The organism is Streptomyces sp. NPDC101152 (assembly GCF_044768275.1).
Lineage (GTDB): Bacteria > Actinomycetota > Actinomycetes > Streptomycetales > Streptomycetaceae > Streptomyces.
Genome location: NZ_JBIWPO010000065.1, coordinates 1 through 25,244 on the forward strand (window position 1 = coordinate 1; position 25,244 = coordinate 25,244).

Annotated in this window: 20 protein-coding genes, 2 pseudogenes and 1 riboswitch; of the genes and pseudogenes, 11 read left to right on the forward strand and 11 right to left on the reverse strand. The window is 70.7% G+C overall.

The genetic code is table 11. From position 1 onward, the window contains the following. Window positions 1-268 precede the first annotated feature (268 nt). A complete protein-coding gene (locus ACIRVK_RS40785) occupies window positions 269-1,069 on the reverse strand; it encodes a CPBP family intramembrane glutamic endopeptidase (RefSeq protein WP_404256428.1) in 801 nt (266 codons plus the stop codon). A gap of 186 nt (window positions 1,070-1,255) precedes the next feature. Between ACIRVK_RS40785 and ACIRVK_RS40790 the strand changes: the two are divergent. After that, window positions 1,256-3,023: pseudogene (locus ACIRVK_RS40790) on the forward strand (substrate-binding and VWA domain-containing protein). Between the two features lie 3 nt (window positions 3,024-3,026). Here the strand turns inward: ACIRVK_RS40790 and ACIRVK_RS40795 are convergent. Then, window positions 3,027-4,544: a glutamate--cysteine ligase gene (locus ACIRVK_RS40795; protein ID WP_404256430.1), complete on the reverse strand. Its 1,518-nt coding sequence runs from the start codon at window positions 4,542-4,544 to the stop codon at window positions 3,027-3,029. A 550-nt stretch (window positions 4,545-5,094) separates the two neighbouring features. Between ACIRVK_RS40795 and ACIRVK_RS40800 the strand changes: the two genes are divergently transcribed. From ACIRVK_RS40800 to ACIRVK_RS40810, 3 genes are all read left to right on the forward strand, one after another. Further along, a complete protein-coding gene (locus ACIRVK_RS40800) occupies window positions 5,095-5,679 on the forward strand; it encodes a hypothetical protein (protein WP_404256432.1) in 585 nt (194 codons plus the stop codon). Between the two features lie 388 nt (window positions 5,680-6,067). Beyond that, the gene (locus ACIRVK_RS40805; protein ID WP_133047485.1) at window positions 6,068-6,262 is read left to right on the forward strand and encodes a DUF5999 family protein; all 195 of its coding nucleotides are present in this window, start codon (window positions 6,068-6,070) and stop codon (window positions 6,260-6,262) included. A gap of 171 nt (window positions 6,263-6,433) precedes the next feature. Further along, complete coding sequence (locus ACIRVK_RS40810; RefSeq protein ID WP_404256434.1) at window positions 6,434-7,477, forward strand: LacI family DNA-binding transcriptional regulator; 1,044 nt, start codon at window positions 6,434-6,436, stop codon at window positions 7,475-7,477. A gap of 65 nt (window positions 7,478-7,542) precedes the next feature. On the opposite strand, the gene ACIRVK_RS40815 is transcribed toward ACIRVK_RS40810, so the two are convergent. From ACIRVK_RS40815 to ACIRVK_RS40835, 5 genes are all read right to left on the reverse strand, one after another. Then, on the reverse strand, window positions 7,543-8,604 hold the full coding sequence (locus ACIRVK_RS40815) for an endo-1,4-beta-xylanase (protein ID WP_404256436.1): 1,062 nt from the start codon (window positions 8,602-8,604) through the stop codon (window positions 7,543-7,545). Window positions 8,605-8,656: 52 nt separating this feature from the next. Further along, the gene (locus tag ACIRVK_RS40820; RefSeq protein ID WP_404256438.1) at window positions 8,657-9,478 is read right to left on the reverse strand and encodes a carbohydrate ABC transporter permease; all 822 of its coding nucleotides are present in this window, start codon (window positions 9,476-9,478) and stop codon (window positions 8,657-8,659) included. Beyond that, on the reverse strand, window positions 9,475-10,473 hold the full coding sequence (locus ACIRVK_RS40825) for a carbohydrate ABC transporter permease (protein WP_404256440.1): 999 nt from the start codon (window positions 10,471-10,473) through the stop codon (window positions 9,475-9,477). The genes ACIRVK_RS40820 and ACIRVK_RS40825 overlap by 4 nt, the downstream gene beginning before the upstream one ends. A 9-nt stretch (window positions 10,474-10,482) precedes the next feature. Then, complete coding sequence (locus ACIRVK_RS40830; RefSeq protein WP_404256442.1) at window positions 10,483-11,775, reverse strand: extracellular solute-binding protein; 1,293 nt, start codon at window positions 11,773-11,775, stop codon at window positions 10,483-10,485. A gap of 309 nt (window positions 11,776-12,084) precedes the next feature. Then, complete coding sequence (locus ACIRVK_RS40835; protein ID WP_404256444.1) at window positions 12,085-13,947, reverse strand: NAD-binding protein; 1,863 nt, start codon at window positions 13,945-13,947, stop codon at window positions 12,085-12,087. 316 nt (window positions 13,948-14,263) lie between these two features. On the opposite strand from ACIRVK_RS40835, the gene ACIRVK_RS40840 reads away from it, so the two are divergent. From ACIRVK_RS40840 to ACIRVK_RS40865, 6 genes and pseudogenes are all read left to right on the forward strand, one after another. After that, complete coding sequence (locus ACIRVK_RS40840; RefSeq protein WP_404256474.1) at window positions 14,264-14,485, forward strand: helix-turn-helix domain-containing protein; 222 nt, start codon at window positions 14,264-14,266, stop codon at window positions 14,483-14,485. A 67-nt stretch (window positions 14,486-14,552) separates the two neighbouring features. Next, a pseudogene (locus tag ACIRVK_RS40845) lies at window positions 14,553-14,868 on the forward strand (hypothetical protein). 281 nt (window positions 14,869-15,149) lie between these two features. Continuing rightward, complete coding sequence (locus ACIRVK_RS40850; protein ID WP_404256446.1) at window positions 15,150-17,096, forward strand: APC family permease; 1,947 nt, start codon at window positions 15,150-15,152, stop codon at window positions 17,094-17,096. 116 nt (window positions 17,097-17,212) lie between these two features. Further along, complete coding sequence (locus ACIRVK_RS40855; RefSeq protein WP_404256448.1) at window positions 17,213-17,734, forward strand: hypothetical protein; 522 nt, start codon at window positions 17,213-17,215, stop codon at window positions 17,732-17,734. Window positions 17,735-17,789: 55 nt separating this feature from the next. After that, a complete protein-coding gene (locus ACIRVK_RS40860) occupies window positions 17,790-18,185 on the forward strand; it encodes a molybdopterin-binding protein (protein ID WP_404256450.1) in 396 nt (131 codons plus the stop codon). An 84-nt stretch (window positions 18,186-18,269) separates the two neighbouring features. After that, window positions 18,270-18,689: a molybdopterin-binding protein gene (locus tag ACIRVK_RS40865; RefSeq protein ID WP_404256452.1), complete on the forward strand. Its 420-nt coding sequence runs from the start codon at window positions 18,270-18,272 to the stop codon at window positions 18,687-18,689. A 45-nt stretch (window positions 18,690-18,734) separates the two neighbouring features. Here ACIRVK_RS40865 and gcvP read toward each other — a convergent pair whose 3' ends face one another. Further along, the gene (gcvP, locus tag ACIRVK_RS40870) at window positions 18,735-21,620 is read right to left on the reverse strand and encodes an aminomethyl-transferring glycine dehydrogenase (protein WP_404256454.1); all 2,886 of its coding nucleotides are present in this window, start codon (window positions 21,618-21,620) and stop codon (window positions 18,735-18,737) included. A 176-nt stretch (window positions 21,621-21,796) separates the two neighbouring features. Beyond that, a riboswitch (glycine riboswitch) is annotated at window positions 21,797-21,892 on the reverse strand. 111 nt (window positions 21,893-22,003) lie between these two features. On the opposite strand from gcvP, the gene ACIRVK_RS40875 reads away from it, so the two are divergent. After that, window positions 22,004-22,381: a PRC-barrel domain-containing protein gene (locus ACIRVK_RS40875; protein ID WP_404256456.1), complete on the forward strand. Its 378-nt coding sequence runs from the start codon at window positions 22,004-22,006 to the stop codon at window positions 22,379-22,381. Here the strand turns inward: ACIRVK_RS40875 and ACIRVK_RS40880 are convergent. The 3 genes from ACIRVK_RS40880 to ACIRVK_RS40890 form a co-directional block, all read right to left on the reverse strand. Then, window positions 22,297-23,748, reverse strand: a complete 1,452-nt coding sequence (locus ACIRVK_RS40880; RefSeq protein ID WP_404256458.1) for a DNA polymerase IV — start codon at window positions 23,746-23,748, stop codon at window positions 22,297-22,299. The genes ACIRVK_RS40875 and ACIRVK_RS40880 overlap by 85 nt on opposite strands. A gap of 70 nt (window positions 23,749-23,818) precedes the next feature. Next, window positions 23,819-24,502, reverse strand: coding sequence for a MerR family transcriptional regulator (locus ACIRVK_RS40885; protein WP_404256460.1), 684 nt, complete (start codon window positions 24,500-24,502; stop codon window positions 23,819-23,821). Window positions 24,503-24,761: 259 nt separating this feature from the next. Continuing rightward, window positions 24,762-25,235: a bifunctional nuclease family protein gene (locus ACIRVK_RS40890; protein ID WP_004002801.1), complete on the reverse strand. Its 474-nt coding sequence runs from the start codon at window positions 25,233-25,235 to the stop codon at window positions 24,762-24,764. Window positions 25,236-25,244: the final 9 nt, after the last annotated feature.

A 25,244-nucleotide genomic window follows, 5' to 3' on the forward strand; every position in this document is an offset into this window, starting at 1 on the left:
GTCAGGCCCCCACCATCCGCGTACCGCATAACACCGGCATACCGCATGGATCACCCAACGTCACCACCCGAACGCAACCCGAAAAGGTCAGTAGGAGCGGCGTCGTGGGGGCCCCTCCCGCTCGAGCGAAGTCGAGAGTGGGGGAGCGTCCTCTCGGCGTGCCGGGCGGAAGACGCCGTTGATGGACCGGACGTCCTTGGGGTTTCGGCCGGTGCGGCGAGAGGACGTGCCGGGCGTCGCGACGGGGCGAACGTTGCCTGCCGCGGCACTAGGCAGTGGGCAGCCAGCCCACCTTCCCGGCCAGCAGCGCGTAGCCGACGAAGGCGCCGATGTCGAGCAGGGAATGCGCCACCACCAGGGGGCCCACGCGGCCCCAGCGGCGGTAGAGGTAGACGAACACCACGCCCATCACCATGTTGCCGAGGAAGCCGCCGATGCCCTGGTAGAGGTGGTAGCTACCGCGCAGTACGGAACTGGCCACCAGCGCGGTCGCCGGTGTCCAGCCCAGCTGCCCCAGCCGGCGCAGCAGGTAGCCGACGACGATGACCTCCTCGAGGACGGCGTTCTGGATCGCCGAGAGGATCAGCACGGGGTACTTCCACCAGACGGACGGCAGGGCCTCCGGCACCACGGTGAGGTTGGCGCCCAGGCCCCGTGCGGCCAGGTAGAAGGCGATTCCCGTGCTGCCGATCACCGCCGCGATCGCGGCGCCGCGGGCGAGGTCGGGCCAGGGGCGGGTGCGGTCGAACCCGATGCTGCGCAGGCTCCCGCCCTCGCGCAGCAGCAGATGGGCGACGAGCACGACCGGCACCAGAGCGGTGGCGATCCCGAACAGCTGCCAGGCGAGATCAAGCCAGGGGCGGCCCGGTGCGGCCGAGGCGTTCATCGTCGCCGCCTGGTTCTTGAGCCCGCCGGGTTTCGTGACCGATCCGACAAAACTGATCAGGGCGGACACACCACTCGCACCGAGCGAAAGCCCCAGAACGAGCAGTGTCTCGTCACGGAAGATCCGTCGCGAGAGCCGCTGCGGCGGAAAAGAATCGGCCACCGCACCCGTCTCTGCCTGCACTCCTGACTCCAATTCAGTAATCCCGCCTCATCCCCATCGGCGCCCCGCTAGGGTCTCGAAAGAAGTTACGAAGATCGTGCGCGACAGGCCGTCGGGGGGACGGACGCCGTACGGGGCGTACCTCCCCTTGTCATGGCTTACGGCCGGATTCCGGCACGAGGTTCACCGGGGAGGGACACCACCGTCATGGGACGTCACAGCTTGCCCGATCAGTATGGGGCGGGCGCGAGCGACCCCCGTCCACGCGCGCGTCGCCGCACGACGGCCATCGCGGCGGTCCTCGTCCTGACCGTCGCCGGCGGCACGGCGGGTGCCGTCAAGAGTGGGCTGCTCTCCTTCGGCTCGTCCTGTCAGGACCACCCCGTGCGGCTGAAGCTCGTCGCCTCCCCGGACATCGCCCCCGAGCTGACGGCCGCGGCCCAGCGGGCCCGGGGCAGCGGGATCACCTCCGACGGCCGGTGCGTCGCGGTCTCGGTGACCGCCGAGGACTCGTACAAGGTCGCGGACAGGCTGCGGACGGGCGGGAAGACCGACGCGCAGGTGTGGGTGACGGACTCCGATCTGTGGATCGAGCGGGTCACCGCGAACAGCGCGGCCACCGATCTGACCCCGGCGGGCGCGGTCGCCTCGACGCCGGTCGGGGTGGCCGTGGTGCCCACGGCCGCGAAGTCGCTGGGCTGGCCGGAGAAGACGTACGGCTGGCTGGAGCTGGCCGGCGCTGCGGGGCGGTTCGCTCCGGCTCGGCGCGGCCGATCCCGCGCGCAGCGCCACCGGGCTGCTCGCCCTGACCCGGCTGACCACGGCCGCGTCCGGGATCAAGGGCGGGGACACCGAGGCGGCGGCGATGATGAAGACGCTGTCGCAGCGGACCTCGGACAGCGACAGCCAGGTCGTCGACACCCTGCCCCGCGACTCCTCGGGCACCGAGCTGGGCAACCCGAGGCGGAACGAGGCGCTGATCCTCACCGAGCAGGCCGCGTACAGCCACAACGCGTCGGCGCACAGCGGCGGCGACCTGGACATGTTCTACCCGAAGGACGGTTCGCCCGAGCTGGACTACCCGTACACGTTGGTCGACCAGCCCACCACGGACCAGAGCCGGGCCGCGCTGCGGTTCATGAACTACCTGCGCCAGTCGGAGCAGCTGCGCCTGCTGCAGAAGTACGGCTTCCGCACCGCCGAGGACGACTCGGCGCCGCGTGCGGTGGTCGCGGGGGCCGGCGGCAGCAGCCCGCAGCCCTACGACGCCGACTCTCCGCAGCCGGCCTCGGACACGGCGCTGCAGGAGGCCCTCGGCACCTGGACCATCACCGTGCAGAGCGCCCGGATCACCACGGTCGTGGACGCGTCCTCGTCCATGGCGCAGCTCGTGTCGACGTCGGGCCGGTCCCGGATGGACGTGACCAAGGCGTCGCTGCTGCGGGCGCTGGCCACCTTCACGCCCGAGGACGAGATCGGGCTGTGGGAGTTCTCCACCAGGCTGGAAGGCGACAAGGACTACCGCGTCCTGGTCCCGACCGAGCGCCTCGGCGACCGCAAGGGCGGCGGCACCGTACGGGACAGGCTGTCGGCGGCCTTCACCGCCCTGAAGCCGGTGCAGGACGGGGCGACCGGTCTGTACGACACCATGCTCGCCGCCTACCGGGCGGCCACCGGGTCGTACGTCAAAGGGAAGTTCAACGCCCTGGTCGTCCTCACCGACGGGGTGAACCAGGACCCCGGCAGCATCTCCCGTTCCCAGCTCATCACCGAACTGCAGAAGCTCACCGACCCCGAGCGTCCGGTGCCGCTCATCGTGATCGCCGTGGGTCCCGACGCCGACCAGGAGGAGGCGCAGGAGATCGCCCGGGCGACCGGCGGCTCGGGCCAGTCGGTCGGCGACCCGTCGCAGATCCAGTCGGTGATGCTGAAGGCGATCGTCGCGGCGGGAGCCCAGGGCGGCGCCCGGGACTGACCCTCATCCGAGCGGCACGGGCTCCGGCATGCCCACCGGCCAGGTGTGCACCGGCTCCCCCTGGTGCATGAGCTCGCGGTACCTGCGGGTGGTGGCCGCCAGCGCGGCGTCCCGCGCCATGCCGGCCTCCAGGGCCCGGTGGAAGGTCGCCGCCTGCCATGTCGCGCCGTTGACGCGGCGCCGGCACCGCTCCTCGATCACCCCGAGGTAGAGGTCCCGGTCGGCGGGTTCCACCCCCCACGCGTCGAGGCCGGCCGCGGCGAGCGGCAGCAGTTCCTCGCGCACCAGGGTCACCGCGTCGGCCTCGGCCGTCCCGCCGTACCGGCCGCGGCGCGGCCACTGGAGGCGGGCCTCGATGCCGTGCCTGCAGGCGGCGTCGAAGTTGGCGGCGGCCGCCTCGAACGGCAGCCTGGTCCACACCGGCCGCGGCTCCTCGGCGAGGGCGCGGACCAGTCCGTAGTAGAAAGCAGCGTTGGCGATGACGTCCGTGACGGTGGGGCCGGCCGGCAGGACGCGGTTCTCGACGCGCAGGTGCGGTACGCCGTCGGCGATGCCGTAGACCGGGCGGTTCCAGCGGTAGACCGTGCCGTTGTGCAGAACGAGTTCGTGCAGCCTGGGGATGCCGCCCGCGTCCAGGACCTCGAGCGGCTCCTCCTCGTCGCAGATCGGCAGCAGGGCGGGGAAGAAGCGCAGGTTCTCCTCGAAGAGATCGTGCGCGGAGGAGATCCAGCGCTCCCCGAACCAGGTGCGCGGCCGCACGCCCTGGGCCTGCAGCTCGGGCGGGCGGGTGTCGGTGGACTGCTGGAACAGGGGGGGCCGGGACTCGCGCCACAGCTCCCGGCCGAACAGGAACGGCGAGTTGGCGCCCACGGCGATCTGCGCGGCGCTGACGGCCTGCGCGGCGTTCCATACGGCGGCGAAGCGGGCCGGGGTGACCTGGAGGTGCAGTTGCACGGAGGTGCAGGCGGCCTCCGGGGCTATGGACTTCGACGTACAGCTGAGCCGTTCGACGCCGTCGATGTCGAGCGCGAAGTCCTCGCCGCGGGCGGCCACGATCTGGTCGTTGAGCAGGGCGTAGCGGTCGACCGCGGAAAGGTTGGAGGACACCAGGTCGTCCCGGTCGAGGGTGGGCAGAATGCCGATCATCACGATTCCGGCGTCGACCTCGCCGGCTTTTCGCTCGGCATATGCCAGGGAGGTCCGGAGTTCCTCCGCGAGCCGGTCGAATACCCGCCCACCCAAAGGGTGTGGGGCTATGTTGACTTCCAGATTGAACATGGCGAGTTCTGTTTGGAAATCTCGGCTCGCGATGCGTTCGAGGACCTGCGCATTGAGCATTTTCGGCATGCCGTCGGCGCCGGTCAGATTCAATTCGATCTCCAGCCCCATGAGGTTCCTGGGTCGATCGAACCGCTTCTCGTCCAGCAGCCGCTCCAGCCCCGTCAGACACCTGCGGAGCTTGTCGCGGTAAAGCTGCCGATCGGAGAGGTCGATCCGACCTGCCACGACCTTCTCCCCCATCGAACCGTCCCTCCTCGCGTGAGCGGCTCGAAGATCGGCCGCCGGTCTCGGGTCACGTGGGATGATGCCCAGCCTCGGCGATCGATAACGTCCCCACTGCCGCTCGCCGGGCGCTACTCTGGTCACACGTGACCGGCGGCACATTCACCGGGCATGAAGCACGGCGCAGTTTCGCGCCGGCAACGAACTCGTGAAAAACGCCGACGAGAATTGGCCGACCGCTCCTCGCGTATTGTCCGAGGTCACCGCCGCAAGGCCGGAGCGGAAACGGGATGATTCCCGCGCATCGCCGACCGGATACACCCTTGCCGGGTGCTCCGGAAACGGCTAGACGAAACACGGTCTGAACATATGTCGTATAAACTCCGCGAACAGGCAGAGGGTTGGCGCCCCTGGTCATGGAACCTGCCGTCGAGGTGACGTGCGGCAGGCCTCACCCACACTCCTCGTTCCCAGACCCGGGCATCCGACACTCTCGCCTCGTGAGCAGACAGCGCCGTCCGCCCCCGCCCTCGCGCCACCGTGCCTGTCGAATGAGAGGCGACCCACCATGCCGCTGCATGTCCCCCCGGCTCCCGCGCCCGCCCTTCGCACCGTCCTCACCGCACTCGGTTCGCCCACCGCGGTCCGCGAGGCCCGCACACCCTCCCTGCTGCGCGCCCAAGGGCCCGCCACGCCCGACCTCCCGCTTCCGGTACACGTCCTGGACCGGCTCACCCCGGCCGGCGCCTCCGCCACCCGGCTCGCCGGCTGGCGTTTCCTGATCCGCTGCGGGGACCGCGCGGTGGCCGCGGCCGAGACCATGCTGACCCCCGACGGCTGGGCCTTCTCGCACTTCTTCGAAGGCCCCTACATCGCCTCGACCGAGCTCGCCCTGCGTCAGGCCGAGACGATGAAACAGTCCTACCAGCCGCGTCTGCTGTCGGTGCCGAGCCTGTACATGCTCACGCTCTGGCTGCACGGCGACTGCGCCGCCGACGCCGCCACCGGCCACCCGGCCGCCACGGACCTGCTCGTCCCGCTGGCGCCGGCACCGCCGGGCATCGCGGCCCACCGCCCGCTCCGCGTCGCCGAACTGCTCCCGGTCCTGACCCATCGGGTGACTGCCGTCCCGCTGCTCGGCCAGATCGCCTGACGTTCCAGCCCTCGAACGCCCTCGGGCCCCGCCATCCGCGATGCGATGGCGGGGCCCGAGGGCGTTCGAGGCCAGGTTCCGCTCCTCCGAGCAATCGTGCGCGCGGAAGAGCAGGGGAGACACCTTCGGGCGGGACGGACTAGCCCCATCCGACCACCGCGAACCACCCGAAGGGACAGTGCAGTTGGAGTGAACCGTCCGCGCGGGTGGAGCGTCATCAACCTGTGAAGAAGTCGTGCGACGAAATGCCTGCAGAACGACGTCCGTAGGGCAACACTAGGTCTGGACCGACTTATCACAACGGGGGGCGGCCATGGACGACTCGTCACGCCGCAGCACGGCCACGACAGCGATCTCACCCACCACGACCCAGCGAAAGATCCCACCAATGTGCCAGCACCAGCCACCGTGCCCTTCAGCAGACTCCGCCGACCGGGAATCCGCCCGACTCGTGGCGCACCACCCGGAGCAGGGATGGAGCCTGCTGTGCAACGGCGTTCTGCTCTTCGAGGACACCGGTGAGCTCCTGCCCGACGGCCAGATCATCGCCCCGCACCGCAGCCAGGTGATGACCGCCGCCTGAGGCGACCCGGACGGGGAACCGAGCCGTCCGGTGGAATCCGGGGGCCGGTCGCGGGCGTGAACCGCGAGCCGGCCCCGACGCGTGTCCGGCGGTGATCTCCCTTCCCATGGACGGCCGTTTTCCGGAAGACTTCTGGAAGTTTCGCGGCAGGCGTCCACGGAGGTGGCGGAGTTGGCAGCAGACGGGGCCGGGGTCGAGGGGGCGCCCGAGGGCCGGGGCAGGGTCACGATCACCGAGATCGCCCGGCAGGCCGGGGTCTCGGTGCCGACCGTGTCCCGGGTGGTCAACGGCCGGTCCGACGTGTCGCCGACGACCCGGGCCCGGGTGGAGGACCTGCTGCTGAGGCACGGCTACCGCAAGCGGGCCACCGCATCCTCCGGTGCCACGCTGCTCGACCTCGTCTTCAACGACCTGGACAGTCCCTGGGCGGTGGAGATCATCCGGGGGGTGGAGGAGGTCGCGCACGCGGCCGGCGTGGGCACGGTGGTGTCGGCGATCCACGGACGCTCCGGCGACGCCCGCGAATGGATGCGCAACCTCAGGGCCCGCGCCTCCGACGGCGTCATCCTCGTCACCTCGGCACTGGAGCCGCTGCTGCACGAGGAGTTGCGGGCGCTCGGCGTCCCGCTGGTGGTCGTCGACCCGGCCGGCTCCCCCGCGCTCGACGTCCCGACGATCGGCGCCGCCAACTGGTCCGGCGGCATGGCGGCCACCGAGCATCTGCTGTCCCTCGGCCACCGCAGGATCGGCCTGATCGCCGGCCCGCCCCGGCTTTTGTGCTCACGCGCCCGTCTCGACGGCTACCGCGCGGCCCTGGAGGGCGCCGGCGTCGCCCTCGACGCCTGCCTCGTCGTCCCCGGCGACTTTCACCCCGAGTCGGGCTTCCGGGGTTGCAACACCCTGCTGGACCTGCCCGAACCGCCGACCGCCCTGTTCGCCGCCAGTGACCAGATGGCCCTCGGCGCGATCGAGGCGCTGCGCCGGCGCGGCCGCCGGGTGCCGGAGGACATGAGCGTGGTCGGCTTCGACGATCTGCCCGAGGTCCGCTGGTCGGCCCCGCCCCTGACCACGGTCCGCCAGCCGCTCGCCGACATGGGCAAGCTGGCCGTCCGCACGGCCCTGCGCCTGGCCCGGGACGAACAGCCGGACTCGCCGCGCGTCGAACTCGGCACCGAGCTCGTGGTGCGGGCGAGCACGGCACCCCCGGCGCCCTGACCGGGGGTGCCAGGACCCCGGCGGCACTCCCCACTGCGCCGCCGGGGCGTTCTCGGGTACCCCGGTCAGCCCTTCTGCTTGCCTCCCAGCGCCTGCCTGATGGCGAAGTACGCCGGTTTCGGCTGCAGTCGCTCGTCCCAGGGGAGAGCTGCTCCCTCGCCGGAGAAGACGTCCGGGATCCAGGAGTACTTGTCGGTGTAGTCCCAGATCGTGATGCCCACGCACCGGCGGACCGCCAGGCACGCCGAGGTCAGGTCCCGGTACCAGTCGGCCTGCTGGGCCAGCTTCTCGTCGGTCGCCGGCAGGATCATCCGTACGTCGACCTCGGTGAGCGCGGTGTCGAGGCCGAGGCGGGCGAAGCGGCGGAGGTTGTCCGGCAGGGTGGTCGGATAGCCGTACTGGAGGGCCAGGTGGGTCTGCAGGCCGATGCCGTTCAGCGGGACGTGCTGTGCCCTGAGAGCCTGGGCCAGCTGGTAGTAGGCGTCCGACTTGGGGCCGACCGCCTCGATGTTGTAGTCGTTCAGGTACAGCTTGGCGTGCCGGTCGGCCTGGTGGGCCCAGCGCAGGGCGTCGGCGATGTAACCGGGACCGAGGGTCTTGTACCAGAGGGTCTGCCGGTAGGTGCCGTCCTCGTTGAACGCCTCGTTGACCACGTCCCAGGAGTAGACCTTGCCACGGTAGTGCCGTACCTCGGTCTGGATGTGGTTCTTCAGCACCGCCCGCAGCTCGTCGGGCGTCCAGTCGCGCCCGGTGAGCCAGCTGGGGAGCTGGTTGTGCCAGACCAGGGTGTGGGCGCGCACCCGCTGGTGGTGCTTGCGGGCGAGGTTCACGATCTGGTCGCCGTTGGTCCAGTCGAAGACACCCTGCTGCGGCTCGGTGGCGTACCACTTCATGCCGTTGCCGGGCGTGATCATGTCGAACTCCTTGCCGAGCAGGGCCGTGTAGGCGCTGTCGGTGAGTTCGGGGTTGTCAGTGGCGCTGCCGAAGTAGCGGCCGTGGCGGTGGGCCAGCTCGGCCAGCGTCGGCTGCTTCGGGCTCGCCTGGGCCGACGGACCGGTGGCGAGGCCGGCCGCCACCAGGGCGGCGGCGAGGACGCCGGTGAGTCTGAGACGGGTGGTCTTGCGCATGGTGCGACTCCTCACGGTGTGGGGTGCGGGGCCGTACGTCCGCGGGCGCGCGTCATCCCTTCGTGGCGCCGGCGGTGAGGCCGCCGACGAGCTGGCGCTCGGCGACCGAGTAGAGGGCGAGGGCGGGGACCATCGCCAGGACGAGGTAGGCGAAGACGCGCGCGTACTCCGCCGAGTACTGCCCCTGGAACTGCACGACGCCGAGGGGCAGCGTCCACCACTTGGAGTCGGTGAACACCAGCAGCGGCAGCATGAAGTTGTTCCAGCTGGCGACGACGGCGAGGACCGAGACCGTGCCGAGCGCCGGCCGCGCCATGGGCAGCAGCACCCGCCAGAAGAACCCGAAGGCGCTGCACCCGTCCAGCGTGGCCGCCTCCTCCAGCTCTCCCGGGATCTGCCGGAAGAAGCCCCGCAGGATGATGATGGTCATCGGCAGCCCGAAGGCCGCCTGCGGGAGGATCACGCCGAGCGGATTGTCCAGCAGGCCCAGGTACCGAAGGATCAGGAACAGCGGCAGCACGGCCACCGCGAAGGGGAACATCAGCCCCATGGTGAAGAAGGTGAACAGTACCTCCCGGCCCCGGAACGCGAACCGCGCGAAGGAGAAGGCCGCGAGCGCGGACACGGCGACCACGAGCACCGTCGTCGCCACCGCCACCAGCGTGCTGTTGCCGAGCAGCCGCCAGAAGTCACCGGAGCCGAGGATGCCGGTGTAGTTCCCGGTCAGCCAGTGCTCGGGCAGCCCGAAGGGGTTGCGGGACAGCTCGTCGGTCGACTTGAAGCCGGACAGCACCGCGTACAGCAGCGGTACGACGATCACCGCGCCGGCCGCGACCAGGACGACGTGCAGCGGCAGTTTGCGCAGGGTCCTCACTTGCCGTCTCCCCTCATGTTCGTGGTGGCCCCTTCGAGGTCGCGGCGGAGCACGAACCGCTGGTAGACGAGGGCGAAGACGAGGCAGATGCCGAACATGACCACGCTGATCGCGCTGGCGTAGCCGACCTGGTAGCGCTTGAAGCCGTACTGGAACATGGTCACTGCCATCGTCTCGGAGTGGTGGTCGGGCCCGCCCTGGGTGATCACCCAGACCAGGTCGAAGAGCTGGATCGCCCCGATGACGGACAGGAAGACGCTGATGCGCAGGGTGGGCGCGAGCAGCGGCAGGGTGACGTTGCGGAAGCGCTGCCAGGGCCCCGCTCCGTCGATCAGCGCGGCCTCCGTCAACTCGGCCGGGATGGCCTGGAGTCCGGCGAGGTACAACATCATGTGGAAGCCGAAGTACTTCCAGGTCATGACCAGGAAGAGCGTCGCCATGACGTAGGAGGGGTCGGCGAACCACTCCCCGCCGATCCCTCCGAGACCGACGGCCTTCAGGGCGTGGTCGGCGAGCCCGTCGCCCGGGGCGAAGACCATGCTGAACAGGACGCCGGTGATGGCCTCGGACAGGACGTACGGGGCGAAGAACAGCATCCGGTAGACGGCCCGCCCGCGCAGCCGCTGGTTGAGCGCCACCGCCATGGCGAGCGCGAACGGCAGTTGCAGGGCGAGTGAAAGGCCGACCAGGAGCAGACAGCGCCACAGGTCGCCGAGGAAGACGCCGTCCTGGAAGAGCCGGGTGAAGTTGTCCGTGCCGGCGTAGTCGGAGGGCATGCCGAAGCCGCCCCAGTGGAAGAAGGCGGTGTACAGCGCGAACAGCATCGGCAGCAGCACCAGGCCGATGAACAGCACCAGCGCGGGCACCTGGAAGCCCACCGCGGTGAGCCAGTTGACCAGCCGCCGACGCGCCCGTCCCCTCCCCGGGCGCGCGGCCGGGGAGGTCAGGGCGACGTCGGGGCCCGTCCGTTCGTCCGGGAGAAAGGTGGAGGTCATCGCCGGCTACTACGCTTCCTTCGCGGCCTTGGTGATGGACTGCGTGACCTGCTCGGGCGACTTGGAGCCGGCGATCAGCGCGGAGACGCTGTCGTTGACCTCCTGGCCGACGGCGGGCGCGTACGCCTGGTCGAGGTAGAGCTGGAAGCCGGTGGCGCCCTTCAACTGGGCCTGCACCGCCTTGGTGTTGGGGTCGGAGAGCGCCTTCTCGGCACCGGGGACGATCGGCAGGGTGTTGGTCTTCTTGACCAGTTCGAGGTCGGTTGCCTCGGAGGCGAAGAACTTCAGGAAGTCGACGGCCGCCTGCGGGGCGCCCTTGCGCAGCGCGTGCCCGCCGCCACCGCCGAACACCTCGGTGATCGAGCCCTTTCCGCCCTCGACCGCCGGGAAGGGGAAGAAGCCGAGGTTCGAGCCCAGCCCCTTGCCGGAGTCGGCCTCGACGACCGGGGCCCACTGCCCCATCAGCTCCATGGCCGCCTTGCCGTTGCCCATGGTGGCGGCCTGACCGGTCGGGGTGGAGTACGAGGCGCCGAGGAACCCCTTCTGGAACGGCTGGAGCTTGACCAGGTCCTGGAGGTGCGCTCCGGCCTGGACCAGCCCGGGGTCGCTGAAGTCCTTGGCATCGCTGGCCTTCTGGAGCGCGGTGATGCCGGCGGTGCGCATGGCGAGGTAGGCCCAGTAGTACATCTCGGGCCACTTCTCCTTGCCGGCCAGGGCGATCGGCGTGATGTTCTTCGCCTTGAGCTTCTGCACCGCGTCGAGGAAGCCGCTCCAGGTGGTGGGCGGCGTGCTGATGCCGGCCTGCTGGAAGAGCGCCTTGTTGTACCAGAAGCCGATCATGCCGATGTCGAACGGGACGCCGTACAGCTTCTTGTCGAAGATGTACGGCTGCCTGGCCACCGACATCAGCCCGTCGGACCATGGCTTGGTCCGGTCGCTGAGGTCCTCGACGAGCCCGGCGTCGATCTGCTGCTTGAGGACGCCGCCACCCCAGGTGTGGAAGATGTCCGGCAGCTTCCCGGAGGCGGTCAGCGCCGTCATCTTGGATTTGTAGGCGTCGTTCTCGAGCTGGACGATCTTCAGCTTGACCTTGGGGTTCTGGGCCTCGAACTTCTTGGCCAGGCCCGCCCAGACGGTCTTCGTGGGCTGGGTGGTGGAGATGTTCCACCATTCGATCGTGGTCGTCCCGTCCGACGACGACCCGCCCGAGCCTCCGCCGCAGCCGCTCAGTGCCGTCATGCCCACACCGGCCGCGGCGGAGGCCGCCAGGAAGCCGCGGCGGGACAGTGCCCGGTCGCCCATGATGCGCTCCTTGGGGTAGGGACGGCGCGTTCCACGACCGTCCGCTGGACCGAAAGTTTCGGAGTTGATCCAGAAAGATGCGTTGTTGCCGCACCCTAGAGACAGCTCCCAAACGGTGGCAACCCCTTGTACGCGGTGAATCTGCGGCCAACCCGCACGGAGGGGCGGACCGTTGACGAGATCCCGGAGAATACGGGCTCCCTCCAGACGCCAGCTCCTCCGGAAGAACGCCGAAACATTCGAATGAGACGACGAACCTTCCGGAGAGCAGGGGAGAAGCTCGGTACCGGGCCCCTCGGCGGCGCGCGGTCAGTCCCGCCGGCCCGGGGGACGCGGCCGTGCGCCCGTCAGCAGGATGTCCAGGCCCCGCCGCGTCGTCGCCAGGACCACCCGGTCGCCGGCCCGCAGCACCCGGCCCTCGGCCGGGCGCCAGTCGAACTCCGTCCGGTCGACACCGAGCCCGTCGGTGCCGTCCACGGCCGCCGGCTCGGGCAGCGGGCCACGGGCGGCGCCGACGGCCAGCACCCGCCACTCGTTCTCCCGGAACGCCTCGTGCACCGAGCGCCCCTCCAGCTCGGCGTGCCCGGCCACGTCCACGCAGGTGAACAGCAGCGAGCCCCGCTCCACCGGCATCACCCCCAGCACGTGGCGGCCCATCATCGCGGCGGCGAAGGAGGGCGCGGCCAGCGCGGAAACGCTTCTGCTCCGGGTGAGGGCGTCGGGGTAGGAGGCGCGCAGGGTGCGCTGGACCGTCGCCGCGAACGCGTCGTCGTAGAGCCGCATCACCACGCGCACGGCCGGGTTGGCCTCGCGGACCGCCATGACGATGTCGAGGTTCTGGCCGTCGTCGCGGGTCAGAACGAGCAGCGAGCTGCTCTGTTCGACGCGCGCCAGGTCAAGCACCCCGGGGGCCCCGGCGTCGTCGAGGACCAGCGGGACGCCGAGTTGGCGGGCGAGAGCGACGCCCCGGGCACGCGGGTCGCGCTCGATGGCAACCACCTGGTGGCCGCCGGCGTGCAGCCGGGCCAGCACCCGGGTGCCGACCATGCCCAGGCCGACCAGGACGATGTGGCCGTTCACGTCGTCGCCCGGCGGGTGGCTCGCCGAGGCGGTACGGAAGGCGTCGGTGGCGTTAACCGTCGCGGCGATGACGAGCGGGAGGACGGCCAGCCCGACGAAACCGGCGAGCAGTTGGAGCAAACGGCGGGCGACCGACTCCTCCGTCGCCGGGTCGCCCATGGTGAAGATGTCCAGCAGTGGCAGGTAGACGTTCTTCCACCACGGGTGTTCGTCGGCGAACAGCGCGGTCGCGGTCGACAGTGCGGCGACGACCGTCGCCAACGCCCCATACACGGCGGCGAGTTGGCGGGAGAGGACGACCTTCCAGGGGAGATGGGCGAGCCGTGCCCGCAGCCAGCTGCGCGGGCGGAGACGTCGGGTGCGCTCCGCCGGGTCGGCGGCGGGGTGGGTGACCTCCTGCAGCATCAGCCGGCCGTGCGTGACGGCCCGGTGGTCGGCAGTCCGGGCGTCGGGCAGCAACTGGATGCCGCCCTCCCCCGGACTCTCCGCGCTGTCCTGACTCGCCGGGTCGTCCTGGTGGGCGCCGGACAGGACGGCCAGGGTGGCGAGGTCGGTGGGGTGCGGCGGGGTACCGGCGGGGCGTACGACGCCACGGAAGACCCTGCCCTCGATCTGGAGGGTGTGCCCGTGCCCCAGGGCGGCGGCCGCCACCAGTTCCGGTACGGCGGTGTCGGCGTCGGAGAGCACGGTGGTCGAGGTGTCCCGGACGACCTCTTCACTGAGCCCCGCGGCGCGGTCGAGCAGCCGCTCCAGATGCCGGCCGCGCTCACGGTCGAACATCCGCACCACCAGCCGGACCGAGGGGTTGACGGTACGGGCCAGCAGGGCCGCGGTCATGTTGACCTGGTCGTCGCGGTAGATCAGGGCGAGCGCGGTGGCCCGCTCGACACCGGCCGCCCGCAGAGCCCGTTCGTCGGGCCGCGCGGAGACCTGGAGTTCGACCGGCGACTCCGGGTCGTGGTGCAGTGCGGCGATCTGCGCGCCGTGCTCGTCCCCCACCGACGGCAGGACAACGGTGACGATCTCGCCGCACACGGCGTCCAGCTCGACGGCGAGCCGGTGCGTCAGTCCGTCGTCGCCGCAGATCACCATGTGCTGCGATCTCTGGCCGGGTGCCGCGCGCGCGGGGAGAGGTGACGTCACACCAGGCTGAACGGCCCGGACCACGAACGCTGTTCCGACCGTGTACCTGACAGACTCCAAGATTCCGTCAAGACCGGGCCAAGCCGGACGGCGGACGCCCCGTGGCCCAGGCTGAAGCCGTGCCGACCGACAACGTCCGCCGGGACATCCGCTCCTGACCAGCCGACGGGCCCGCATCACCCCGCGGCAGGCGGGCCTGCCCGACTTCGGCGGGCGGCGCCAGGTCAGCGGACTGCGGCGTTCGGAGGTCGCCCTGCTCGCCGCGATCAGCGTCGAGTACTACACGCGCCTGGAACGCGGCAACGTGGGCGGTGTCTCCCCGGAGGTCCTCGACAGTCTCGCCGCGGCGCTCCAGCTCGACGACGTCGAGCGCGCTCACCTGGCCGCTCTCGTCCGCGCCGCGGCCGCCCCCCCCACCGTGCCGCCGAACGCGACGGCGGGATCGTGCACGTGCGCGACGGCGTCCAGCAGGTCCTCGACGCGCTGACCGGCGCCGCCGCGCTTTTGTCTTCCTCGACCCGCGCGCCCGGCGCTTCTACCGCGACTGGGCGGGCATCGTCCACGACGCCGTCGGCAGCCTGCGCGCCGAGGCCGGCCGCACCCCGGACAACACCGAACTCGTCGACCTGGTCGACGAACTCGCCACCGAGAGCGCCGACTTCGCTGCGGTGGGACGCACACGATGTCGAGTACTACCGCAGTGGACGACAGCTCTTCCATCACCCCACGGTCGGCGACCTCGACCTCGGCTACGACGCCCTGGAGATCCCCGCCGCCCCGGGGCTGACCGTCGTCACCTACACCGTCGCCGCCACCGTGCCCCACGCAGCCGCCTTCGCACGGCTGCGGGAACACGTCGCACAGCGGTGATGCGGGCCATCCGGGCGGGCCGCCGACGCCCCCAGCCATGACGCAGGGTGTCCGCCCTCCGCGCCGGGCACCCTGTCGCCCATACGGCGCAGACCACCACGAACCTGGGCGTCACGACTTCTCCGCCTCCTGCAACGCCCTGACGAGCGAGTCTTAACGCAAGCTTGACGCCCTCGCCCCCTCTCATCCGTGGGCCCTCACGTCACTCTCCGCTTACGCTGGTGCCGCCGTCCGTGTGATGGCCAGAACCGCACGCCGGCCCGCACATCAGGAGCACGCCGATGGCCTTGACCGAACACCCTCCCAGTCGCCTGCGCGCCTGGATGCTGGAGGGTCTGTCCGACATGGGCAAGGGGATCCAGCAGGCCCCGCACGCCCAGCCGGAGCCTCCGCACGAGGGCCAGCGCTGGTACCGCGTGATGTGCCTGACCGGTGTCGACTACTTCTCCACCCTCGGCTACCAGCCGGGCATCGCCGCCCTGGCGGCCGGCCTGCTGTCCCCGGTGGCGACCGTCGTGCTGGTGATCGTGACCTTGGCCGGCGCCCTGCCCGTCTACCGCCGGGTGGCGGAGGAGAGCCCGCACGGCGAGGGCTCGATCGCGATGCTGGAGCGGCTGCTGTCGTTCTGGAAGGGCAAGCTGTTCGTCCTGGCCCTGCTCGGCTTCGCCGCCACCGACTTCCTGATCACCATCACCCTGTCGGCCGCGGACGCCTCCACCCACCTGGTCGAGAACCCGCACCTGACGAGCACCCTGCACGGCAAGCAGATGCTCATCACCCTGATCCTCGTGGCCCTGCTCGGCGCGGTCTTCCTCAAGGGCTTCCTGGAGGCGATCGGGGTCGCGGTCGCCCTGGTGGTGGCCTACCTCGGGCTCAACGCCGTGGTGGTGGCCGTCGGCCTGTGGCACGTGCTCACCGAGAGCCACCTGGTCACCGACTGGTCCAACGCCCTCACCGCCCAACACGGCAACGTCTTCGCCATGATCGGCGTCTCCCTGCTGGTCTTCCCCAAGCTGGCGCTCGGACTGTCCGGCTTCGAGACCGGCGTCGCCGTCATGCCACACGTCCAGGGCGATGCCGGCGACACCGAGGACAACCCCAAGGGCCGTATCCGGGACACTAAGAAGCTCCTCACGGCCGCCGCCGTGATCATGAGCGTCTTCCTGATCGTCACCAGCTTCATCACCACGGTGCTGATCCCGGCGAACGAGTTCAAGTCCGGCGGCCCGGCCAACGGCCGCGCCCTCGCCTACCTGGCCCACCAGTACCTGGGCGGCGCCTTCGGCACGGTCTACGACGTCTCGACCATCGCCATCCTGTGGTTCGCCGGGGCCTCCGCGATGGCCGGCCTTCTCAACCTGATGCCCCGCTACCTGCCCCGCTACGGCATGGCCCCGCACTGGGCCCGCGCCGTCCGCCCGATGGTGATCGTCTTCACTTTGATCGGTTTCCTGGTCACCTGGATCTTCGACGCCAATGTCGACGCCCAGGGCGGTGCCTACGCCACCGGCGTCCTGGTGCTGATGTCCTCGGCCGCCATCGCGGTGACCATCGCCGCCCGGCGCGCGGGACAGCGCCGCTGGACCATCGGCTTCGGCATCGTCTCGGCGGTCCTGCTCTACGTGACCGTCGCCAACGTCGTCGAACGCCCCGACGGCGTCAAGATCGGCGCCTGCTTCATCGCCGGGATCATTCTCGTCTCGCTCCTGTCCCGGCTGGCCCGCGCCTTCGAGCTGCGTGTCACCAACGTCGAGCTGGACGACATGGCGGAACGATTCATCCGGGACATGGCCAGCCGGAAGATGCGGTTCATCGCCAACGAGCCCGACCGGCGCGACAAGGCCGAGTACCGCGACAAGATCCAGCAGATCCGGGAGGACAACGACATCCCCGGCGAGGACTTCGTCTTCGTCGAGGTCACGGTCGTCGACCCGTCGGAGTTCGAGGCGGACCTGAAGGTACGCGGCGAGGTCCTGCACAACCGCTACCGCGTTCTGACCCTCGAGTCCTCCTCCATCCCCAACGCCCTGGCCGCCCTCCTCCTGCACGCCCGCGACTCCACCGGATGCATCCCGCACATCTACTTCGAGTGGACCGAGGGCACCCCCTTCGCCAACTTCCTCCGCTTCTTCCTCTTCGGCCAGGGCGAGGTCGCCCCGGTGACCCGCGAGGTACTGCGCGAGGCCGAACCGGACCGGCCACGGCGACCGCGGGTCCACACGGGCTGACGGCGTCGACCCGCACGGGCCCGCCTGCGTCAGGATCCCGTCAAGATGCCACCGTGCGGCGTCAGGGTGCCGTCAGCGGCCGCGACGCCCGGTCCGTGGCGGCCTACCGTCGGCTCATGCGCACCAGCAGACCGTCGACGGGGCCGGTCGGAGACCGCCACTGGCGTGGCAGGGCCCGGCTGGCGGCAGGCTGCGCCGTCGTGTTCTGCGCGATGACCATGCTGGTCGACTGGGACGCGCTCACCCTGACCGTGACACGCGCACTGCTGTGGCTGGCCCTGTCCTGCGCCGTGTTCACGGTGCTGCTCCCGCCGCGCGTCACGGCGGGCCCCGGCTGGCTCGCGGTGCGGGGCCCACTGCGCCGACGCATGGTCCACACGGACGCCCTGGCCGTCGTCCACCAGTACGGCGGCGCCTCCTGCCATCTGGTCCTGCGCGACGTGTACGGCAACCGCCTGGAACTGGACCCCCGCACCCTGCACGCAGACCCCCTGCTCTGGCACGAGCTGGACACGGGGGTGCGCCGCTCCCTCGAACGCGGCACACTGCGCCAGGGCACGGACGTACTGCTCCGGCTGGGCCACCAGATCGACGACGAGACCGCCCTGGCCGTCCTCAGACGGTCGGGGCTGTCCTGACAGTGCCGGACGCCCCCTTACCCGCCGCGTTCCTCGGCGCCCCTATCGTGACCGCATGCAGAGCTACACCATCGGCCAGGCAGCACGGCTGCTCGGCGTCAGTCCCGACACCGCGCGCCGCTGGGCGGACGCCGGCCGGGTGGCGACCCACCGCGACGAGGGCGGACGGCGGCTGATCGACGGCCGGGACCTGGCCGCCTTCTCGGTCGAACTCGCCAAGGCGGGCGGCGCCGAGGAGGAGACCTCGTACACCTCGGTCCGCAACGCGTTCCCCGGCATCGTCACCGCGATCAAACTCGGCGACGTGGCCGCCCAGGTCGAGATCCAGGCCGGTCCCCACCGCCTGGTCTCCCTGCTGACCCGCGAGGCCGTGGAGGAACTCGGCCTGGAGGTCGGCATGGAGGCGACGGCCCGGGTGAAGTCGACGAACGTGCACATCGACCGCGTCTGACCTCCCGAGCGCCACGCCCGTCGACGGCTACGGTGGCGCCGTGGGCACAAAGCCCCACATTCCCCACTCCCCCGAGGCGTTCCGATGAGCCTGAGCATCCGCAACCAGATCCCCGGCACGGTCACCGACGTCACCTCCGGCGAGGTGATGGCCACCGTGAAGGTCCGCCTCGCCGGCGGCCAGGACATCACGGCAGCGATCACCCTGGAGGCCGTCGAGGAACTCGGCCTCGCCGCCGGAACCGCCGTGCGCGCCCTGGTGAAGTCGACCGAGGTCTCCCTCGCCACCGCGCCCGTCGAGGGCCTGTCCATCCGCAACCAACTGCCGGGGAGGGTCACCGACGTCGCCACCGGCGGAGCCATGGCCTCCGTCAAGGTCGCAGTCGAGGGCGGCGAACTGACCTCGGCGATCACCAGGGACGCCGCTACCGACCTGGCGCTGACGGCCGGCACGTCCGTCGTCGCCCTGATCAAGTCGACCGAGGTCTCGCTGGCCACGGCCTGACGCGGAAGGGCCCCGCCGAAGCGGGGCCCTTCCTCCACGACTGGCTCAGTCCTCGTACGCGTCCAGCGGCGGGCACGAGCACACCAGGTTCCGGTCACCGAAGGCCTGGTCTATCCGGCGCACCGGCGGCCAGTACTTGTCGGCGGCCACCACTCCGGCCGGGAAGACGGCCTCCTCGCGCGTGTACGCGTGCGCCCAGTCGCCGCCGAGCGCGGCGGCGGTGTGCGGCGCGTTGCGCAGCGGGTTGTCGTCCGCCGGCCACTCGCCCGCGCCGACCTTCTCGATCTCCGCGCGAATGGCGATCATCGCGTCGCAGAACCGGTCCAGCTCGGTCAGGTCCTCGGACTCGGTCGGCTCGATCATCAGGGTGCCGGCCACCGGGAAGGACATGGTCGGGGCGTGGAAGCCGTAGTCGATGAGCCGCTTGGCCACGTCGTCGACGCTCACCCCGGTCGCCTTGGTCAGCGGGCGCAGGTCGATGATGCACTCGTGTGCCACCAGCCCGCCGGGGCCGGTGTAGAGCACGGGGTAGTGGGGCTCGAGCCGCTTGGCGATGTAGTTGGCGGACAGCACGGCCACCTGCGTGGCCCGCCGCAGCCCCTCGCCGCCCATGAGCCGTACATACGCCCACGAGATCGGCAGGATGCCCGCAGAACCCCAGGGGGCGGCCGAGATCGGTCCGACCCCGGTCGCGGGACCGGCCTCCGGCTGCAGCGGGTGGTTGGGCAGGTACGGCGCCAGGTGTGCCCGCACGCCCACCGGGCCGACGCCCGGACCGCCGCCGCCGTGCGGGATGCAGAAGGTCTTGTGCAGGTTCAGGTGCGAGACGTCACCGCCGAAGTGCCCCGGCTTGGCCAGTCCCACCAGCGCGTTGAGGTTGGCGCCGTCGACGTACACCTGGCCGCCGGCCTCGTGCACCTGCGCGCAGATGTCGGCGACGTGCTCCTCGAACACCCCGTGCGTCGAGGGGTACGTGATCATCAGCACGGCCAGCTCGTCGCGGTACTGCTCGATCTTCGCCCGCAGGTCCTCGACGTCGATCTCGCCGTCCTCGGCGGTCTTCACGACGACGACCTTCATCCCTGCCATGACCGCGCTGGCGGCGTTCGTGCCGTGCGCGGAGGACGGGATCAGACACACGGTCCGCTGCTCGTCCCCGTTGGCCCGGTGGTATCCGCGTACGGCCAGCAGCCCGGCGAACTCCCCCTGTGACCCGGCGTTGGGCTGCAGGGACACCTTGTCGTACCCGGTGACCTCGGCGAGACGTTCCTCCAGCTCGTGGATGAGCGTGAGGTAACCCTGAACCTGCTCGGTGGGAGCGAAGGGGTGCAGCTGCCCGAACTCGGGCCAGGTGACCGGCTCCATCTCGGTGGTCGCGTTGAGCTTCATCGTGCAGGAGCCGAGCGGGATCATGCCCCGGTCGAGCGCGTAGTCCCGGTCGGCCAGCCGGCGCAGGTAGCGCAGCATGGCGGTCTCGGAGCGGTGCTGGTGGAAGACCGGGTGGGTGAGGAAGTCGTCGCTGCGCAGCAGGTCCTCGGGGAGGGCCGCCCCGGCGGCCGCGTCCAGCGCCTCGATGTCGCCCTCGACCCCGAAAGCGGCCCACACGGCGGCCAGCTGGCCCCGCCCGGTCGTCTCGTCACAGGCGATCGACACGTGGTCGGCGTCGACGAGGTGGAGGTTGACGCCGTTGGCCCGGGTCGCCGCGGCGACCTCCTCGGCCCGTCCGGGCACCCGGACGGTGAGCGTGTCGAAGTAGGCCCCGTGCACGACCTCGACCCCGCCGGCCCTGAGCCCCTCGGCGAGGATCGTGGCGTACCGGTGCGTGCGCCAGGCGATGCTCCGGAGCCCCTCGGGACCGTGGTACACGGCGTACATGCCGGCCATCACGGCGAGCAGCACCTGCGCTGTGCAGATGTTGCTGGTGGCCTTCTCCCGTCGGATGTGCTGCTCACGGGTCTGCAGGGCCAGCCGGTACGCCCTGTGCCCGTCCGCGTCCACGGACACGCCCACGAGCCGCCCGGGCAGGCTGCGCGCGAACTTCTCGTGCACGGCCATGTAGCCGGCGTGCGGACCGCCGAAGCCCATCGGGACACCGAACCGCTGGGTCGTCCCGACGGCGATGTCCGCCCCGAGCTCACCGGGCGACTTCAGCAGGGTCAGGGCGAGCAGATCGGCGGCGACGGTGACCAGGGCACCCAGCTCGTGCGCCTGGTCGACGACCGCCTGGATGTCGCGTACGGCACCGGAGGCGCCGGGGTACTGGACGAGCACGCCGTTGATCTCCCGCCCGGCGATCACGGCCGGAATGCCGTCGCTGAGGTCGGCGACCACGACCTCCACGCCGGTCGGTTCGGCGCGGGTCTCGATCACGGCGATGGTCTGCGGCATGACGTCCGCGTCGACCAGGAACAGCCCCTTCTTGTTCTTCCCCATGCGCCGTGACAGGGCCATGGCCTCGGCCGCCGCCGTCCCCTCGTCGAGCAGCGAGGCGCCCGAGGTGGGCAGACCGGTGAGATCGGCCACCATCGTCTGGAAGTTCAGGAGGGCCTCGAGCCGCCCCTGCGAGATCTCCGGCTGGTAGGGCGTGTAGGCGGTGTACCAGGCCGGGTTCTCCATGACGTTGCGCAGGATCACGGGAGGCGTGAAGGTCCCGTAGTACCCGAGCCCGATCATGGAGGCGAGCACCTGGTTCCGGTCGGCCAGCGACCGCAGCTCGGCCAGCACCTCGGCCTCGGTCCGCGCGCCCGGCAGGTCCAGGGCGTCGGCGTTCTTGATCACGTCCGGCACCGCGGCGGCGGTGAGCTCGTCCAGGGAACCGTAGCCGACGTGCGCGAGCATCTTGGCCCGCGCCTCGTGGTCGGGACCGATGTGACGCTGCTCGAAGGGGATCCCCTTCTCGAGCTCGGAAAGCGGAATGCGGTGGGCGGTCATTGCGGAGGCCTCCTGGTCTGGCGCGACCTTCGAGGGGCACCACGGCGCGGGTACCCGGACGGCCTCCCCCTCTGTCATCACGACCTGAGAGCTTCACCGGATCGCCCGAAGGCTCCCGGTTTTCCCCGTCGGTGAGCGCGGAAGCCGTCGGCACCCGCCCTGCTTTCCAGAGTGACCTCGTCCGTGCGGTACGTGAGCCTGAGAGATTCCGGGGAGGATTTGCTCCTTCGGCGCCTCCGGTGGTGTCTGGAGGACTCTCCCGCGCGGGGTCATCAGCCGTTGACAGCCTACCAGTGCGCATCACAGCCCAGCTCGAGTGGCCGCGGCGCCCGATGTGCACTTTCGTAGTGCTTACGGATGAGTTGCGAGCAAGTGGAGGGCCCGTGCAGACCGACATCGATCCGCGCAACCTGATCGGCCGCAAAGCGTTCGACCGCAGCGGCACGAAGATCGGCACCATCGACGAGGTCTACCTCGACGACGCCACCGGCGTACCGGAGTGGGCCGCCATACGCACCGGCCTCTTCTCCCGCGACGCCTTCGTCCCCCTGGAGCCCAGCGAACTGATCGAGGGCACCCTCCACGTCCCCTTCGACCGCGCCCTGATCAAGGACGCGCCCGACTTCGGCGTGGGCCGCCACCTCTCGCCGGAACAGGAGCTCCAGCTCTACCACCACTACGGTCTCGACGCGGCCTCACCTCCCCCGCTCCCGGAACGCCACTTCGGCAAACTGGCGGGAACGGAGGACGCGGAGGCCTGATCCTGGGCTCCGTCCGCCGGGGCCTGGGGTCTCTCCGTGACCAGCGGCAACGGGTCGGCCGCCACGAGGTCGGGATCGTCGACCCGGAACGTCCGCACCCTCCCCGGCTCGGACCAGGGCGTCTCGAACCGCACCGTCACCCGCCCCAACCCGCTTCCCTGTACCCACCCGTGCCCGAAGTCGGCGTGTCGCACGTCATGCCCCGCGGGCCACCGCCGCTCGACAACCGCCGCCCGCTCCTCCAGGGGCTCCTCGTGGCCCTCTTCCCCCAGGTGCTCCGCGTCCGTCCCCTCCCCCGCGGCCTGCGCGAACAGGTCCTCCTGCGTGTAGTCCGCGAGGCCGCTCACCCCGACCCCCAGCAGCCGCACCCCGCCCGTCGTGTCCACGGCGTCCAGCAGACGGGCCGCCGCCTCGCGCACCACGGCCGGGTCGTCCGTGGGACCCCGCAGCGTCTCTGACCGCGTCAGGGTCGAGAAGTCGTACCGCCGCACCTTCAGCACGATCGTCCGCCCCGACAACCCCGCCTCCCGCAACCGCCGAACGCACCGGTCCGCCAGCCGCCGCACCTCCAGCCCCACCCGCAGGCGGTCATGGATGTCCACGTCGTAGGTGTCCTCCACCGACACCGACTTGGTCTCGCGCTCGGCGACCACGGGCCGCTCGTCGTGCGCCAGTGCCATGGCGTACAGCGCTTGCCCGTGCGCCTTGCCCAGCAGCCGGACGAGCTCGTCCTCGCCGGCCTCCGCGATGTCGTCGACGGTGGTGATCCCCGCCCGCCGCAGATGGTCGCCCGTGGCCGGCCCCACGCCCGGCAGGGTCCGCACCGGCATCGGCCCGAGCATGGCCCGCTCGGTCCCCGGCTCGATCACCACCAGCCCGTCCGGCTTGGCCTCCTCGGAAGCGATCTTCGCGAGCATCTTGGACGCGGCGAGCCCCACCGACCCGGTGAGCCCGGTGAAGGCCCGTATGTCCGCGCGCAGCTTCTCCCCCACCAGCCGGGCCGACGGCTCGTCCCAGGCCGCTTCCCCGGCCTCCAGGTCGACGAAGGCCTCGTCCAGGCTCAGCGGCTCCACCAGCGGCGACAACGCGTGCAGCAGCCCCATCACCTGCTCGCTGATCGCCCGGTAGAACCCGAACCGCGGCACCAGGTACGCGGCGTTCGGCGCCAGCCGCCGCGCCTGGGCCATCGGCATCGCGGACCGCACCCCGAAGACCCGCGCCTCGTACGAAGCCGTGGCCACCACTCCACGCGGCCCGAGCCCGCCCACGATGACGGCCTTCCCGCGCAGGCTCGGCTTGGACGCCTGCTCCGCCGAGGCGTAGAAAGCATCCATGTCGAGATGCAGGATCGTGGGCGCGTTTCTCACATGTCCGATGCTGCCCTACGCCACTGACAACGGCCCCGGACGACCGCCCGGCACCAGGTCGGGCGCCCGCTCAGACGGCCCGGTTGCGCCGCCGTGCCAGCTCGTCCGCCGGGTTGTGCCCCATCAGCGTCTCGCCGGTGTCCACGCGCTCGCCGTGCAGTTGCGAGAGCGCGCTCTCCACGTCCCGCCACACCACTCCGACGGCGATCCCGAAGACGCCCTGGCCCCCTTGGAGCAGCGCGTGGACCTCGTCCGGCGAGGTGCACTCGTAGACCGTGGCGCCGTCGCTCATCAGCGTCATGCGCTCCAGGTCCCGAAAGCCGCGCTCCCGCAGGTGCTGAACGGCCGTGCGGATGTTCTGCAGGGACACGCCGGTGTCCAGGAAGCGCTTGACGATCTTCAGGACGACGACGTCCCTGAAGCTGTACAGCCGCTGCGTCCCCGACCCGTAGGCGGGCCGCACGCTCGGCTCCACGAGGCCGGTACGGGCCCAGTAGTCGAGCTGCCGGTAGGTGATGCCGGCGGCCGCACAGGCCGTGGGACCGCGGTAGCCGATCTGCTCGGACGCCATGGACGTCGCCCCTCCGCTGCTCGGCACGGCCACCGGTCGCTGGGGAGCGTGATCGGCCGCGCTGCCGTGATGGGGGTCCCCCCAGCTCGAACGAAGTGGAGAGCTCGGGGGAGGGTACGGAAGGCTTCCCCCGACCTCGCGTCCGGGGGCACCCCCAGCCGTACCGTCGCCGCTGCTTCTCACGCCGACCTCCGTCCTTGACCTGCCTCCTCGAAGGTAGGCAGCCACCAGGGGTGCGTCAACGACCGCCACACTCGGCACGCCGAGTGATAATCACCCTAAGAGTGGTTTCCCGTACCCCACCGCGGGGAAAGGCTAGCGGAATGCCCTTCGAACGGGCCGCTCGACGCTCTCACGCGCCGACGGCAAATGCCGGCATTTCGGTGGTGACCGGACACGGCCGACCCGGCACGGACCACTGGTCCGCCGGATCGGCGGCGTCTCACTGGCTGCTGGTGCCGAAGTCCTCCGGCGAGATCTGGTCGAGGAACTCGCGGAACTTCTCCACCTCGTCCTCCTGCTCGTCCGGAATGGCGATGCCCGCGTCGTCGAGCACGCCGTCGCTGCCGTAGATCGGCGTTCCGGTGCGCAGTGCCAGCGCTATGGCATCGGACGGACGGGCGCTCACCTCGACCCCGCTCGCGAACACCAGCTCCGCGTAGAAGACGCCCTCACGAAGGTCCGTGATGCGCACTTCGGTGAGCTCCTGGCCGACGGCCTCCAGCACGTCCTTGAACAGGTCGTGGGTCAGCGGCCTGGCGGGGGCCATGCCCTGCTGGGCGAAGGCGATCGCCGTCGCCTCCCCCGGTCCGATCCAGATGGGGAGGTAACGGTCGCCTCCCACTTCACGCAGGAGCACGATCGGTTGGTTGGAGGGCATTTCGACCCGGACACCTACGACATCGAGCTCGTTCACACAGCAACC